At 59.5% G+C, this 15,405-nt stretch carries 12 protein-coding genes; 8 read left to right on the top strand and 4 right to left on the bottom strand.

Annotated elements, in window-relative coordinates:
• Both FJ398_07285 and recA read left to right on the top strand, forming a co-directional pair.
• A partial coding sequence (locus tag FJ398_07285; protein MBM3837756.1) for a hypothetical protein occupies positions 1 to 401 on the top strand: 401 nt, incomplete at its 5' end.
• A 368-nt stretch (positions 402 to 769) separates the two neighbouring features.
• Positions 770 to 1,894, top strand: coding sequence for a recombinase RecA (gene recA / locus FJ398_07280; protein MBM3837755.1), 1,125 nt, complete (start codon positions 770 to 772; stop codon positions 1,892 to 1,894).
• A gap of 9 nt (positions 1,895 to 1,903) precedes the next feature.
• On the opposite strand, the gene FJ398_07275 is transcribed toward recA, so the two are convergent.
• The 4 genes from FJ398_07275 to FJ398_07260 form a co-directional block, all read right to left on the bottom strand.
• Positions 1,904 to 3,514: a hypothetical protein gene (locus tag FJ398_07275; GenBank protein ID MBM3837754.1), complete on the bottom strand. Its 1,611-nt coding sequence runs from the start codon at positions 3,512 to 3,514 to the stop codon at positions 1,904 to 1,906.
• A complete protein-coding gene (locus FJ398_07270; protein ID MBM3837753.1) occupies positions 3,424 to 4,155 on the bottom strand; it encodes a type II secretion system protein in 732 nt (243 codons plus the stop codon). Before FJ398_07270 ends, FJ398_07275 begins: the two co-directional genes overlap by 91 nt.
• Positions 4,156 to 4,402: 247 nt before the next feature.
• The gene (locus FJ398_07265) at positions 4,403 to 5,578 is read right to left on the bottom strand and encodes a Gfo/Idh/MocA family oxidoreductase (protein ID MBM3837752.1); all 1,176 of its coding nucleotides are present in this window, start codon (positions 5,576 to 5,578) and stop codon (positions 4,403 to 4,405) included.
• A gap of 557 nt (positions 5,579 to 6,135) precedes the next feature.
• Positions 6,136 to 6,345 carry a hypothetical protein gene (locus FJ398_07260; GenBank protein ID MBM3837751.1) on the bottom strand — a complete coding sequence of 70 codons (210 nt, stop codon included), beginning with the start codon at positions 6,343 to 6,345 and terminating at the stop codon, positions 6,136 to 6,138.
• 114 nt (positions 6,346 to 6,459) lie between these two features.
• Here FJ398_07260 and lpxD point away from each other — a divergent pair, with 114 nt between their 5' ends.
• From lpxD to FJ398_07230, 6 genes are all read left to right on the top strand, one after another.
• Complete coding sequence (gene lpxD, locus FJ398_07255; GenBank protein MBM3837750.1) at positions 6,460 to 7,515, top strand: UDP-3-O-(3-hydroxymyristoyl)glucosamine N-acyltransferase; 1,056 nt, start codon at positions 6,460 to 6,462, stop codon at positions 7,513 to 7,515.
• 66 nt (positions 7,516 to 7,581) lie between these two features.
• Positions 7,582 to 8,937: a sulfatase gene (locus FJ398_07250; protein MBM3837749.1), complete on the top strand. Its 1,356-nt coding sequence runs from the start codon at positions 7,582 to 7,584 to the stop codon at positions 8,935 to 8,937.
• Between the two features lie 429 nt (positions 8,938 to 9,366).
• On the top strand, positions 9,367 to 10,800 hold the full coding sequence (locus FJ398_07245) for an adenylate kinase (GenBank protein MBM3837748.1): 1,434 nt from the start codon (positions 9,367 to 9,369) through the stop codon (positions 10,798 to 10,800).
• 709 nt (positions 10,801 to 11,509) lie between these two features.
• On the top strand, positions 11,510 to 11,758 hold the full coding sequence (locus tag FJ398_07240) for a hypothetical protein (protein ID MBM3837747.1): 249 nt from the start codon (positions 11,510 to 11,512) through the stop codon (positions 11,756 to 11,758).
• A 620-nt stretch (positions 11,759 to 12,378) separates the two neighbouring features.
• Positions 12,379 to 14,046, top strand: coding sequence for a type II secretion system protein GspE (gspE, locus tag FJ398_07235; GenBank protein MBM3837746.1), 1,668 nt, complete (start codon positions 12,379 to 12,381; stop codon positions 14,044 to 14,046).
• 7 nt (positions 14,047 to 14,053) lie between these two features.
• Positions 14,054 to 15,262, top strand: a complete 1,209-nt coding sequence (locus tag FJ398_07230; protein MBM3837745.1) for a type II secretion system F family protein — start codon at positions 14,054 to 14,056, stop codon at positions 15,260 to 15,262.
• Positions 15,263 to 15,405 lie beyond the last annotated feature (143 nt).

The raw sequence follows: 15,405 nt of genomic DNA, 5'->3' as shown, positions 1-15,405 counted from the left end.
GGTTTCCCCGGTTTTCCGGTCGGTGGAGGTTGCGTTCCGGTCGGTGGAGGTTGCGTTCCGGTCGGTGGAGGTTGCGTTCCGGTCGGTGGAGGCTGCGTTCCGGTCGGTGGAGGCTGTGTTCCGGTTGGTGGAGGTTGCGTTCCGGTCGGTGGAGGCTGGTCACCAGGCGGTTTCCCCGGTTTTCCGGTTGGTGGAGACTGCGTTCCGGTGGGGGGCTTGTTATCCGGGGGTTTGTCCCCGCGAGGTTTCTCAGGTTTGCCGGTGCCAGATTTTCTTGGTTTTTCAGGTTTTTGTTCGGGTTTGTCTTGGGCTGCAATGGAAAGTTGCAACGCCATCAAGACCGCGGCCACGACGCCGTACTTGAGGTATTTCATAGAGGTGCTGAGTTTGATGAATGCTGAACGAATTAACGCTATACGAGCGATCAATCCCACGCTACGGGGCGCATCTTAGGCTCCCTGGCCCGCAAGTCAAGGTCATTCCCGGTTTATTTTCTTGGCTAAAACGCATCGCAACGCCAACGATTGCACGGATGCATTTGCCAGTTGTGAACACACGTTCGACCGAAAACCGCCCTGGGTGGAGCGACGCTCCTGCGGAGCTTGGCTGAAGAGCAGTTTTGGGCCCGGCGGTCGCCTCGCCGCACCGCCGGTTGCCACCACTGGCAGACGCATCACGATTTCAATGCACTAAATCGACAGAACTGACGATGTTGCTGGACAAGCCCGAAGATTTTCATTACACGTAGTCGAAAGACGAAAGGAGAGATATGCCCGCTAAATCTGCTGAGAAAACTGTTGTCGAAAAAGCTGCCGTGGAAAAATCCAACGGCGAAAAATCCGCGCCTGAACGAGCCTCCGGAGAAACGCGATCCGCCGAAGCGCCGAAGATTTCCGCCGCGCGCCAGCGCGATCTCGAGGCGGCGATTTCCACGATCACCAAAGCGTATGGCGAAGGCAGCATCATGCGGTTGGGGGACGCGCACCGAGTGCAGATCGATGTCATCCCGACCGGCGCTCTCGCCGTGGATCTGGCGCTAGGGATCGGCGGTTTGCCGCGCGGCCGCGTCATCGAGATTTTCGGTCCGGAATCGTCGGGCAAGACCACGCTGATGCTTCATGTGATCGCCAACGCCCAAAAGGCCGGCGGCCTGGCCGCGTTCATCGACGCGGAACATGCGCTGGATCCGAACTACGCGCGCCGGCTCGGTGTAAATCTGGATGACCTTCTCGTTTCGCAGCCCGACAGCGGTGAAGAAGCGCTGACCATTTGCGAGACGCTCGCGCGCTCGAATGCGCTCGACGTCATCGTCATCGATTCCGTTGCCGCGCTGGTGCCCAAGGCCGAGCTGGACGGCGAAATGGGCATGGCCACGATGGGCATGCAAGCGCGGCTCATGAGCCAGGCCTTGCGAAAACTCACAGCCATTCTGAGCAAGGCCAAGACGGCTTGCGTGTTCACGAACCAGATGCGGGAGAAGGTCGGCGTCATGTTTGGCAATCCCGAAACGACGCCCGGGGGCAAAGCGCTGAAGTTTTACGCCAGCGTCCGCATCGATATCCGGCGCAAGGACACGCTCAAGAACACCACCGGCAACGCCATCGGCAATCGCGTCAAAGTCAAAATCGTTAAGAACAAGCTCGCGCCGCCGTTTGCCGAGGCCGAATTCGACATTTACTTCAATCACGGGATCAACAAAGAAGGCAGCATCATCGACGTGGGAGTGGACGCCGGCGTAGTGGAAAAGAAAGGCGCGTGGCTCCAATTCCAGGGCGAACTGATTGGCCAGGGCAAAGACGCCGCCCGCCAGGCGCTGGTGGACAACCCGCAGGTTGCCGATCGCATCGTTGCAGCGATCATCGAGAAACGCGAGGCAACGCCGGCCACAGCTTGACGAGTCTCGTCACTCCGCGACCGGCATCCGATAGCGCGCGGCTTCCTTGTCGTTGCGCACCAGCAAGAACTCGCCGGCCAAGCTCGGCGGATTCCATGTCTTGCTGTGCAACGCTCGGAAGCCGGCGAGCTTTCGATGTTCCTCCGGCACCGGTTCGATCAAGACCACTTCGCCGGACTCCGCCATCACCAGCATCAGATCGTCCACGAGAATGACCTGGCCGTGTCCATAACGGCCTTCTTTCCATTTCAACGCGCCATCCGAGGCATCGAGGCAAACCAGAATTCCGTCGTCGAGGCCGTAAATGAAGCCGTCGCGATAAACGACATTAGTGAACTTGGCTTTGAGGCGGGTAGATTTCCAGACGCGCCGAGGAATCCAGTTGGTTCCTGATTGAATTTTCAACAACTCGCTGCCTGTGCCGTAGCCGCTCGACACGAGCACTTGATCGCCAGGCAAGATCACGGGAAGCGCGACGTGCGGATGGCCGCCGGGCCACGGATACTCCCAGAGAACATTCCCGGAACCCAGGGTGTGTGCCGCAATGCCGTGCGCGTTAAAAATTAGGATCTGCCGGGCGCCACCGAGGGTCGCCAGATAAGGAGAACTATAGCCCGCGCCATCCGTTCCTCCTCCCCATTTGAACTGGCCTGTCTCGCGTTCGTACGCCACCAGCGAGCGCCCGTCACGCCCACCGGCGCTCACGATCACGAGGTCATCCACGACGAGCGGCGATCCGCTCAGCCCCCATTCCGGGACGTGGCTACGATTGTCCTCCACGATATCTTTCGACCAAATCGGTTTTCCGCTGGCGAGGTCGAGGCAATTCAAACGCCCGGTTGCTCCCAGCGCATAGATGCGATTGCTCACGATGGTCGGCGTGGCTCTGGGGCCTTCGCCGGCAATCGTCGTGAAATAGCGGGTTCGGTCCGCGTGGGACCAAAGAACTCTCCCGGAGTTCAAATCGTAGCAGACCACCATTTCGTCTTCTCCGCGCTGTTCCTGGGTCACCGCGCGATCACCGACCACGGCGAAACCCGACCAGGCCGCGCCAATCGGTTGCCGCCAGAGCAAGCTCGGAGGATTCGCTGCCCAATCCCGGCGCAATTTCGGGCCGGCGACCGTCGCGTTGCGATTGGGGCCGAGGAATTGCGGATAATCGAAAGGCGTGGACTTGATTTCCGGCTTCGCCGCCGGAGCCGGGCTGAGTTCGATTGGCTGCGCCACTGACCGTTTCCAGCGAAACTCCAGGATGGGCAGCAAATCGCCAGTGACACCGCGAATCCGGAAAAGCCCAACCGCGATGGCCAGCGCGCCTGCCACGCCGCCCAGCACGGTCCACCGAATCTTGGAATGAGCGCGCGAAAAAAGGACGAGCCAAAAAAGCAGCAGCACGATCGTGCCGAAGAGCACCGGCGCGGTGGCGACGATTCGATCCTGCCGCGAAGCGCCGTACCATCCCCAAACCCAAATCAGGCCGCCCGCGGCGGCGATCGAGATCAGGATTGCAGGCCACCAGCGAATGGATTTCACTTCAGATCTTCGCCGGCGCTCAGACCTCCCACGGTCCAATCCAGGTTGTAATCCCCATACGGCTTCGCTTTGTTCAACTGCGGGTATTTCGTGTAAGCCGTGTGACTGTCCACAAAGAGCAAGGGAAAGCCGTCCTTTCCGTGCGCGATGTTTCGGTCACCGAGATTGCCGTGCTCCGGCTCCGCGAAGCAGGACATGATCGCCTTTTTGGTTGGCGATTTGACCTCGGTGGTGCGCCGTTGAGTCAGCTTGGGCGAAAGCGTGTCGTCGTTGTAGAACTGGTGGTAGTAGTAATAGGAATTCGGGAACGGCAGTTCGTTCGTGCGAATGCCCATCGAAGAGCCATTCACTCGCGTCCAGGCAATGTTCCACGCCACGCCCTTGTCACTCGGACAGAGATAAAAGCCCGCGCCGTTGGTGGGGAGATAAGGATCGAACAGCTTGAACAAGTCCACGAAGGGCATCTGCGGCCAGGGCCGGCCGGAAAAAGGAAAACGTTCCGCGTTGTCCGAAGTGTACAGCGCCATCGTCACGCCGAACTGCCTCAGATTCGACAAACAGCGCGCCGTGCCGGCCTTGATTTTAGCCCGGCTGAGCGCAGGCAGAAGCATGCTGGCGAGGATGGCGATAATAGCCACGACAACCAGCAATTCGATGAGCGTGAAAGCCGGTCTGGAGCGGCGGCGAAATCTTGAAGCCGTCTGAAACTGAACGTTCGTCTGGCGCATAAATCCTCGGGGCCTGAATTGTGGTTCTCGGCGGAGAAGTTACTGGCCAGCCCAATGAAAGGCAAGGGAAGGAAAGGCGAGGACGGAGTAGCGCAGGCTTTCGAGCCTGCGGGTTCACGGAGCTCTCCAGCTCCGTTTCGCGATCTGCGCCGCTGGGGACTAGAAAGTCCCCCTGACCAACAGGCTGGAAAGCCTGCCCTACAACGCCAACTGATCCTACGTGCAAGCGAGTGGGAGGCGCCGAGGCCTAAACCTTCACCCACTGCCGTTTGTTGGCCGATTCTTCGACCGCTTCGAGCACGCGTTGGTTGCGCATTCCGTCCTCAAACGTAGGTTGCACGGCCTTCCCATCGACGCAAGCATTCACAAAATCGGCCACGGTGTGAACGAACGTGTGTTCGTAGCCGATGATGTGGCCGGGCGGCCACCAGCGCCCAACGAAAGGATGGATGTTCCCCGGCTGGGTCACGAGAATGTCGCGGAAGCCCTGCCGGTCCGGAGCCTGTGTATTGTCGAAGAATTGGAGGCGATTCATGTCTTCCAGGTCGAAAGCCAGGCTGCCTTTCGAGCCGTTGATCTCCAGCGTGATTTGATTCTTGCGGCCCAAGGCAAAACGTGTGGCTTCCAGGCTCGCGATCGCGCCATTCTGAAAGCGTCCGAAGAACAAGGCCGTGTCGTCCACGGTGACAGTGCCCATTTTCTTCGCCGCCTTTGCGCCCAGCCCTTCTTTGCGCTCGCCCAGGAGGGGGCGTTTCTTGATGAAGGTGTGCATCAAGCCGCAAACTTCCTTGAACTCGCCCACCAGGTAGCGGGCCAGATCGATGATATGCGCGTTGATGTCGCCATGAGCGCCGCTGCCGCTGACGTTTTTACGCAAGCGCCAGACGAGCGGGAACTCCGGGTCCGTAATCCAATCCTGCGCATACCGGGCGCGGTAATGATAAATCTTCCCGAGCGAACCATCCTCGATCAATCGTTTCGCCATGGCCACCGCCGGAATGCGCCGGTAGTTGTGGCAGACCATGTGAACGACGCGGGCTTTCCGGGCGGCGGCAAGCATCTCGCCGCACTGCTTGCTCGTCAGGGCCAGAGGCTTTTCGCAGAGGATGTGTTTGCCTTCCTTCGCCGCGGCGATGGCGATCTCCGCATGGACATGATTGGGCGCCACGATATCGACGACGTCGATTTGAGGCGACGCAACGACTTCCCGCCAGTTGATCGATCCGCTGCCGAAACCCCATTTGGCCACGGCGGTCGGCAGCACGGTTTTCTCTTCGCCTTTGCAGCCGCAAATCGTGTGCAATTGGACGTCAGCCTTGAGCGGGAAAAAATGTGTGGCTTGCCGCCAGGCATTGGAGTGGGCTTTCCCCATAAATCCACAGCCGATCAGGGCAACTCGAAGGGTTCGTTTGGTTTCGCTCATGTTCAGGGTAGTAAGTTAAAGATTAGGACCGAACTTATCTCGGCAACGGGGAGGTTATAGGGACGATGGTTTTTCAAGTCAAATAGTTGTATTCCCTCCCCCAGAAGTAAAATCACGAACACTTCGGTTTTCGCTCGGACGACCTGACCGGGAAGAACGCCATTCAGCGGTCGTCCAGATATGGGTTCGCCAGCGGGAGGCCGGCAGCAGCACCGGGAAGTGTTTGCGCCGGCTGTGTTCCAGGAATTGATCCCACCGCCTTGCGCTTGCATTGTTTCCTCATCGCAGCGTCCTTGCGCGGAGTGCGTCTGCGCGAACGTTTCACGCAGAGCGAGCGTGAAGTTTTTCCGCCTCGTTTGCGCGACCCAACGCGCCGCGCCAAGTCATGGAGTTTTGTTCTCAGCAGTTCGAAGCTAGACGCGCCACTCCAAAGCGCCTGACCGATTTTGGGAATTACTCACCGCTCCTTGACCCAATTGAGGGAGTTCAAAGTTTCAGATTCAAGGTTCAAAGTCGCAGATTGGAATCCTGCCAGGCGGCGAGGACCCAGAGCGCGGTCAGCGGGCAGGGGGCTTTTTGCGGCGGTAGGGGACCAGACGATTCAGAAGTTCGCGGCGTTCTTCGCAGTGGCACGGGCGGCCAAGAACCTCGGTATAGACCTCCACCAGGGCATCCAGGTAGGTGGCTCGCGTGATTTTGGCGATCGTGTCGCCCAGGCCTCGCGAGGGCCCTTCCGTGGACTTGCGATCTGTTCGCCAAGATTTCATGAAGGGATTTCCACGCCGGTATTGAATTAGGTTCGATGAACCTTATAGTGACGGGCGCTGTTCAAGTCAAAACTCGAAACACGCTACGCTCACACTGCGGATTTGCGATTGATCATGGCCTACACCGCCCGAGAAATTGCCGAACGCCTCCAGGGGAAGGTCGTTGGCGATCCCGCAACTTGCCTCACGGGTTTCGCGCCGGCCGGCAATGCCAAGCCAGGAGACCTCACTTTCGCTGAGAACGAAATCTACTTTGCCCGGGCAGAGCAAAGCGCGGCGGCGGCAATCCTGGTGGATGGAACATTCGACTCCTCCAAGAAAGTTCTCATTCGCGTCGCCAATGCGCGGGTGGCATTCGCCAAGGTCCTGCCGCTGTTCTTCCCGGAAGCCGAATTGCCTTGCGGGATTCATCCGTCGGCGGTGGTGGCCGCTTCGGCCCAGATCGATCCCACGGCCCATATCGGGCCGTTGTGCGTGGTTGGAGAAAACGCCCGCATCGGCGCGCGAACCGTGCTTTACGGATTCGATTATGTCGATGCGAACTGCCAGGTTGGCGACGAGAGCCACCTGTTCCCGAACGTGACTTTGTATCCACGGACCCAAATTGGCCAGCGCTGCCGAATCCATGCCGGCACGGTCGTTGGCTCGGATGGATTCGGATATGTCCTGGATGCGGGCATTCACCGCAAAGTGCCCCAGATCGGTTTCGTCATCATTCAAGACGATGTGGAAATCGGCGCGAATGTCACCATCGACCGAGGCGCGCTGGGTCCCACGATCATCGGCCGGGGCACCAAGATCGACAATTTGGTCCAAATCGCCCACAACGTCGTGATCGGAGAGCACACCCTGGTCGTCGCCCAAACTGGAATCGCGGGCAGCACTAAGCTCGGTCATTACGTCACGCTGGCTGGTCAGGTGGGGGTGGCGGGGCATTTGAAGATTGGCAGTCGCTCGACCGTGGCGGCCCAGTCGGGCGTGATGAGGGACATTGGCGAAGGCGAGAAATGGTTTGGTTCGCCGGCCCAACCGGACCGGCAGATGAAACGGCAACTTCTGGCGCTCCAACAACTGCCGGAACTCCTGCGGCGGGTCTCTGAGCTGGAAAAGCGGTTGGACGCGCTCTCCGATCCGGCGGACAGCAACCCATCGGAAACACCGGTCGCTTGAGACTTCCCTTGACAAACTGGTTCTTCGCAGTTTTGAGTTGCCAGACTAGAGTTAGCTTAACTTCCTATGAAAACACTCCGCCCAATCCTCGCCTGGTCTCTGTTCAGCCTGTTCATGGCTGCGTTCTGGTCAACTTACGCCGCCGACACTCGCAAACCGAACATCGTCATCTTTCTCTGCGACGACGTTGGCTACGGCGAATTCGGTTTCCAAGGCAACAAAGAGATTCCCACGCCGAATATCGACTCGATCGCGCAAAACGGCATACGGTTTACTCAGGGGTATGTGTCTGGCCCTTATTGCAGCCCGACGCGCGCGGGACTGTTGACAGGCCGGTACCAGACGCGGTTCGGCCACGAGTTCAACGGCGGCGGCCCTGCTGGCGGAAATAACTTCGGGTTGCCGCTGACCGAGAAAACCATGGCCGACCGCTTCAAGGCGCTCGGTTACGCCACGGTCGCGATTGGCAAATGGCATCTCGGCGGCCCGCCCAATTTCCTTCCGATGAAACGCGGCTTCGACGAATTCTACGGCACGGTCGCCAACACGGCCTTTTTCAAGCCGCGCGCTTTCGTCGATTCCCGCCAGTCGGACGCGGTGCATCCGGTCGAGGATGAGAATTTTTACACGACCGACGCCTATGCCGAGCGCGCAGTGGATTGGATCGAACGCCACAAGGATCGGCCTTTCCTTCTCTACCTTCCATTCAACGCCCAGCACAACCCGCTGCAGGCGACGAAAAAGTATCTCGACCGCTTCCCAAACATCGCCGACGAAAAGCGCCGCACCTTTGCCGCGATGATGTCAGCGATGGATGACGCCGTGGGCCGCGTGCTGGCGAAGCTGCGGGAGATCAAGCAGGAGGAAAACACGCTGATCTGGTTTTTCTCCGACAATGGCGGACCCACGCAAGCGACCACGGCGAAGAATGGCCCATTGCGTGGCGTGAAGGCAACAACCCTGGAAGGCGGCGTGCGCGTCCCCTTCTGCGTGCAATGGAAAGGCAAGCTGCCTGCCGGCAAGACCTACGAACATCCGACCATCCAGCTCGACATTCTGCCCACCAGCCTGACGGCGGCGGGCGCGAAAACCGATCCGTCCTGGAAACTCGATGGAATGGACCTGCTGCCCTATCTCACGGGTAAAAACTCGAACAAACCGCACGAGGTCCTCTATTGGCGCTTCGGTGAGCAATGGGCCATTCGCAAAGGCGATTGGAAACTGGTCGCCTCACGCATCGACGGAAAAGAGCCGCGACTCTTCAATCTGGCGGAGGACATCGGCGAAGCCCGCGATTTGACCGCGGCGCATCCAGAGAAAGCGAAGGAACTGAAAACGGCCTGGGACGCCTGGAACGCCGAACAGGAAGCACCGCGCTGGCGCCCGAACCCTGCCGCCCAACGCCGCCGGGCCAAGCCGTAGCAGCGATTCAGTCGGTGGTAGGGCTGCGCTGCCGCGCAGCCAACCGGCGCACTAGCGTCATGCCGCGTGGCAGTACCTGCCGCACCTCTTGGTCCAGTGCATCCACAAGTTGTCGCCCATTAGGGCGCGCGGTCAGTTCCATGAAGGCCCTGGCTGGGTGGAGCGGGCTACCAGCCCGCCTCGCGCGGCAACCTGCCGCGTGAAAGGTCGCGGGTAATTCCTTGCGATCCGTCCGAGACTGATCCGCGACCGTTCCGTCCGGCTGGTAGCCGGACGGCACAGGCAAGTTGCCTGTGCCACCGACAACCTGGGTCCCGCAGGCCAAGAAAATGTTCGCCTTCGCCAAGAATCGGCAAGCCGCCGGGACTCCTTTCTCCTAGACAAACGATAAGTATCGTCGTTTGCTCGGACAACAGCAAGAAAGAGATTATGGACCTGGCATTGATCGGCCCCTCCGGCGCAGGCAAAGGCACTCACGTCGCCTGGCTGAAAGAGAATTACGACCTGATTCATATCGCGACCGGCGATTTGCTGCGGGAGAACCTGGATCAGGTCACCGCGCTGGGGTTGCTCGCCAAGAAATACATGACCCAGGGCGAGTTGGTGCCGGATGAGGTCGTCGGCGCCATGATCGACGAGAAACTCCGTAAAACTCCCAAGGACAACGGGCTGCTGTTTGACGGTTTCCCCCGAACGATCCACCAGGCCAGATTCCTGGACACGCTCCTCAAAGAAATCCATCGCGCGCTCAAGGCAGTGATCTATCTGAAAGTTGCGGATGAAGAGATTATCAAGCGGCTGTCCGGCCGGCTGATTTGCCGCGAGTGCCTTGGCCCCTTTCACCGAACCCTCCGGCCGTTCGAGAGTTGTCCGCACCAAAAATGTTCGGGCGAACATCTCTACCAGAGATCGGACGACATTCCCGACACGATCCGAATTCGCTTGCGGGTTTTCCACCGCGTCTGCGGGCCGCTGGTCGATTACTATCAGCGAGCCGGACGGCTGATCATTCTGGACGCCGAAGGCGAACCGGAGGCCGTCGGGACGAGCCTGATCCAGACGGTCGAGTCGATTCGATCCGGGAAAGCCCGCTACGCGACGGCTGCGGACCTCAGCCGCATTCAGCCCCGCGATGTGTTCACCCCTCATCCCTTGCCGAAGGCGGCGATGCGGCGCGCACTCGACCTTGTTTTGCTGGGCGCGCCCGGATGCGGCAAAGGCACGCAGGCGGAGGAATTGAGCAAACAATTCCCCCTCCGCCACGTCGCCACCGGCGACCTCTTTCGCGAGCACCTCAAGAACCAAACGGACCTCGGCAAGCTGGCCAAGGCGTATATGGATCAGGGCGACCTGGTGCCGGACGATATCACGGACGCGATGGTCGCGGAGCGGCTTTCGCACCCGGACACGACGGAGGGTTTCATCCTCGACGGTTACCCGCGCACGCTGCAGCAAGCGGAGGCGCTTCAGGAGACGTTGGGCGGTTTGAAACGCAAACTCGCAGGCGTCATCTACATCAAGGTTCCAGACGCCGAAATCGTGAGCCGGCTCTCCGGCCGGTTGATTTGCCGCCAATGCCAGACGCCGTTCCATCTTCGGTTCAAGCCGCCGGCCAAACCCGGATTGTGCGATTTGTGCCAGGGCCCGCTTTATCAGCGCGAGGACGACAATCCAGAAACGGTCGAGACTCGGTTGAGGACTTTCCATGCGCAGACTGAACCGTTGATCGAGTACTACCGGCAAGCCGGATTGCTGATTGAGATCGACGGAGCGGCGCCTTTGGCGGACGTGACGGCCAAGACGATTGAGGCCGTCAAGAAGCTCTCCGCGCCTTCGCCGTTCAAACGGATCCATCGCCATTAAGTATTCCCTCAGAGCGTGTCCGAAAATTGCGCGGGGTCCTGCGGCGAGGGATTTTGGCTGTGGCCAAGGCGGCGAGGTCCGAGCATCCCCAACGCGGGCTGTAAGGACCGAGCCAACGCAGGCCACGGACAAAAGACCCGCCGCCCGGAGGGTTTTCGCGCCAAAGGCCGCCTGGCTTCGTTGCTCCTCAGTCGAAGATCCAGGGAGGATATTCTCCTTCGTTGCGCCTCGCCATCCGGCCTTTGGCGCGAAAACAGGACCCCGCGGAATTTTCGGACACGCTCTCAGCGAACCACGGTTGGGCAGAGGCTCCTGCCGAGCCAATCGCCATCGACGCGCAGTTCGGCGGCAGCCTCGCTCCACCGGCGCTCACCGAGTTGGGTCGCTGACGGTCTTTGCCGCCCCCGGAGGTTTCATTGAGATGTCCGCTTTTGAGGCAAAGGCTGTCTTGGTTTTTGGCATGGAAAGGCCGGCGCTCGAATGGGTTCAAGAAGGAGGTTCGTTTGCATGTCGGAAATCTCCAGGAAACTTCCTTCAGTTTTCGGCGAAAAACAGGGGCATTCCACACAGCTTGGGAGAAAGAGCTTCAGTTTGACCAGCCAGCCAAACTTCTGAAATCAAGGAACACCGTTCGGCACAGAGATTGCACGGGGCTGTTTATCAGGGCGTCCTGAACACCACAGCACCGTGGAACTAATAGACCGAGACCATGCAAAACTTTCAGAACCTCACCGAACTGACCGACTACGTCCGGAAGACCCTGCCTCAGGCGAACGCCATTTCGCACTTCAAAGCCAACGATCAGGCGAACGTCATAGAATTTGCCTGGCAGTCCAGAAATTTCGTCGTCAAACCGACGCTGGAGGTCATGGAAATGAAAGGGAAGAGCCTTTTCATCACCGGCGCCTCGATGTTGATGCAGACTGCCTTCATGAAAAGGAACTCAAACGAAAAGTGATCGAGACGATTGTGACGACGCTGCAGCAGGTCGAGGATGTCGTCCGGCGTGACCGCGAACGGGGTTTGCATCTCCTGCAATCGGTCAAGGCAACCCTGGAGCGTCTGGCTGGCAGGAAGTGACTTTCGGGTAAGGTTCGGAGCAATAGCGGCGCCTGGTCTGCGCCGCCTTCATCGGGAACCGGGAGGGCGAGGTTCGCCCTCCCACCTCTTTCTTCAAGCGGACACGGATCATTGGATTGCTGGATTCTGAGAGTATTGAAGTAACCCACCAATCCACTCACCTCACCAATCCAATTCTCTGCACCGCGGCGTCTCCGTTGGCCGGTGTGTGCTCAACGAAAAAGCCCGCTCTCCCTGCGAGCGGGCGTTGTGGCAATCAGCAGCGATAGTAGCTTACCACAAAACTTCCCAAAACTTCATCCCGAAGCTACCCCGTGACCTTCGTGCTGGTCTTCGCCATCCGCTGCTGTCGGGTGCAGCCGGACTATCGCCACAGAGAATATCGGCTGTCCCCGCCGGAACTTTACCCGGAAAACTTGAATTGCCGCCGCACCCGCGGAGTCCCTATTATCTGTTGAACTGCTGATTCGCGTCTTCTTCAACAACGCGGCCCATCGGATGAGTATTGCGGAAACATTGCTCGGAAACGGCTTATTGACGCCGGCGCAATTGGACCAGGCCAAGGCCATGCATCGAACGCAAGGCGTGCGCCTGGACCGTGCCCTCGTCCAGTTGGGGTTCATCACCGAAAGCCGCTTGTTGGAAGAGGCGGGAAAGATTCTGGACATCCCGCTGGCCAATCTCGCCGATCTCTCCATCGATTCTGAAACGCTCCGCTCGCTTCCGTCCAAATTCGTCTTTCGCAAACGCCTCGTCCCGATCTCCAAACAGAACGGCACACTCAGTGTTGCAACCAGCGATGCGTTTGACATGAACGTGTTCGACGACATCCGCCTGCTCACGGGCCTGAACGTGCAGCCTTTGCTGGCGCCGACGGACGAGATCGAGAAAATCATCAAATCGCATTACGGGGTCGGCGGCGACACGATTGATGAGATGGTGGGGACCGGGGAGATGGAAGTGGTCCGCGAGACCACGGAAAGCAGCGAGGATCTCCTGGAGCTGGCGCAGGAAGCCAGCGTGATCAAGCTGGTGAACGAAATCATCGTCGAGGCCGTCAATGAGCGGGCCAGCGACATTCACGTCGAACCTTACGAACACGAACTCTCCATTCGTTACCGGATCGACGGCGTTTTGCAGCCGGCGTCCGTGCCGCCGCAGATTCATCAATTCCAATCCGCGATCATCAGCCGCATCAAAATCCTCGCCAGCCTGAACATCGCCGAAAAGCGCGTGCCTCAGGATGGCCGGATCAAGTTCCAGATCGGCGGCCGCCAGATCGACGTGCGCGTGAGCGTGATCCCGATGCTTTTTGGCGAAGGCATCGTCATGCGCATTCTGGACAAAGCGAGCGTGCTGTTCAGTTTGACCGACCTGGGGATGGACCCAGAAACATTCGGCGCATTCAAATCGCTCATCGAACGGCCCCACGGCATTATTCTCGTCACCGGTCCGACCGGCAGCGGAAAAACCACGACCCTTTACGCAGCTCTAAACGCGATCATCGGTCCCGAACTCAAAGTGCTGACCGTGGAAGATCCAGTCGAATATCACCTGCAAGGCGTGAATCAAATCCCGGTGGATCAACGCGTGGGCATGACCTTCGAGCGCGGGTTGCGGGCGATTCTGCGGCATGATCCGGATGTAGTCATGATTGGCGAAATCCGGGATTTGGAGACGGCACGGGCAGCCATTCAGGCGTCGTTGACCGGCCACCTGGTCCTGTCCACGTTGCACACGAACGATGCGGCGTCGGCCCCGATGCGGTTGATCGACATGGGGATCGAACCTTACCTGGTGAGCAGCACGTTGATCGGCGCGATGGCGCAACGATTGGTTCGCAAGATTTGCCCCCACTGCAAAACCGCCGGCCCGCCGAGCGCATCCTGCCCGGCGGATTTCGGAGCGACGCCCGGAGAATTGATCCATCATGGAACCGGCTGCGCGGCTTGCCGCCAAACAGGCTATCGCGGACGAACCGGTCTTTACGAATTGATGGTCGTGAAAGAGGCCATTTCGGAAAAAATCATGGACCGCGCGCCGGTTTCGGAGTTGATCCGCGTCGCGCGGACAAACGGCCTGCGGCTCCTGCGCGAGGACGGCTGGCTTAAAGTGCGCCGCGGCCTTACGACGCCGGAAGAAGTGGTCACCTGCACGGCGGTATGAAGGTACGATGAGTGAATTCCGCTACACGGCTCGGACCGATCAAGGTGAGAAGATCACCGGCCTGATCGACGCGGAAAGCGAAGCGGCCGTGCTGCGGTTTCTCGATGAAAAGAACTTGTTTCCCGTCTCTGTCTCGGACGTTTCTGGCACGGCGGCACGAAAACAACAAACCAAACGCCGGCGCATCTCCACGCGGGACGTCGGGGTGATGTACGGACAACTGGCGGATTTGATCGGCTCCGGCGTGCCGTTGCTCCGCGCGCTGGATTCGCTCGCCAAATCCACGGTCAATGTGCGGCTGCGGGGAGTGTTGAAGGAAATTCGCGCTTCGGTTGCGGACGGCAAATCGCTCACGGCGGCGATGCGGGAACACGAACAGGTTTTCCCGGCGCTGCACACGGCAATGGTGCAAGCCGGAGAAAGAGCCAGCTTTCTGGAGGACGTCCTGCGCAGTTTGTCGCAATTCCTCGAGCGGCTGGACGAACTCCGGAGCAAAGTTCTGGGCGCGATGATTTACCCGGCTCTCCTGACCGCCGTCGGACTCGCGGTCTTGATCGGTGCGCTGATCTTTTTCGTTCCGCGCTTTGAGCCGCTGTTGAGCGGCGTTCATCAAAGTCTTCCTACGCGCCTGTTGTTCGCGTTAAGCCATGGGGTGCGTGGATTCTGGTATCTGATCCTGACGGCGCTGGCCGGCGCGTGCGCCCTGCTTTGGTCCGGCCTGAAAAGTGAGACCGGCAAACGCTGGATCGAGGAACGGCGCCTGAAGCTTCCGGTGGTGGGCGTGGCGTTGCGCATGGTGGCCATCACGCGCTTCTGCCGGATTCTCGGCACGATGCTGGCCAATGGCGTTCCGATGCTCCAGGCGTTGAGCATCAGCAAAGACTCGACCGGGTCGCCGCTGCTGGCGGACCGGATCGCGGCCGCGGCGGAGAATGTTCGCGCGGGCAAACCGTTGACGGAACCGCTCCGCGCGGGTGGATTGTTCCCGGAACAAATCATCGCCATGATCACCGTGGCGGAAGAATCCAACCAATTGGAAAAAGTCCTGCTGCACATCGCGGACACGGTCGAGCGCCGGACGAATCGCCAGGTGGACCAGGCCGTGCGATTGGTCGAACCGCTCATTCTTTGCGGTGTCGCGGGGGCGATCGGTTTTTTGGCGCTGGGTTTGTTGCTCCCGATTTTCACGATGGCGAGCACGCTCACGGTGAAGTAGCCGACGATTCGCTCGGTGGTTGACCCGCTCAATCGCTCAAGCCATAGTGACAGTGTGAAAGAGGCTTTGACCATCGAAGTGACTCCGGGTTTTGTGGACCGGCTCAACAGGTGCTTCGGGACAAACTACTCCTCTGGCATAGC

Source organism: Verrucomicrobiota bacterium, assembly GCA_016871535.1.
In the GTDB taxonomy this organism is placed as follows: Bacteria; Verrucomicrobiota; Verrucomicrobiia; order Limisphaerales; family SIBE01; genus VHCZ01.
Note: the sequence above shows the minus strand (reverse complement) of the source record. Positions and strands in the feature narration are given on the sequence as shown.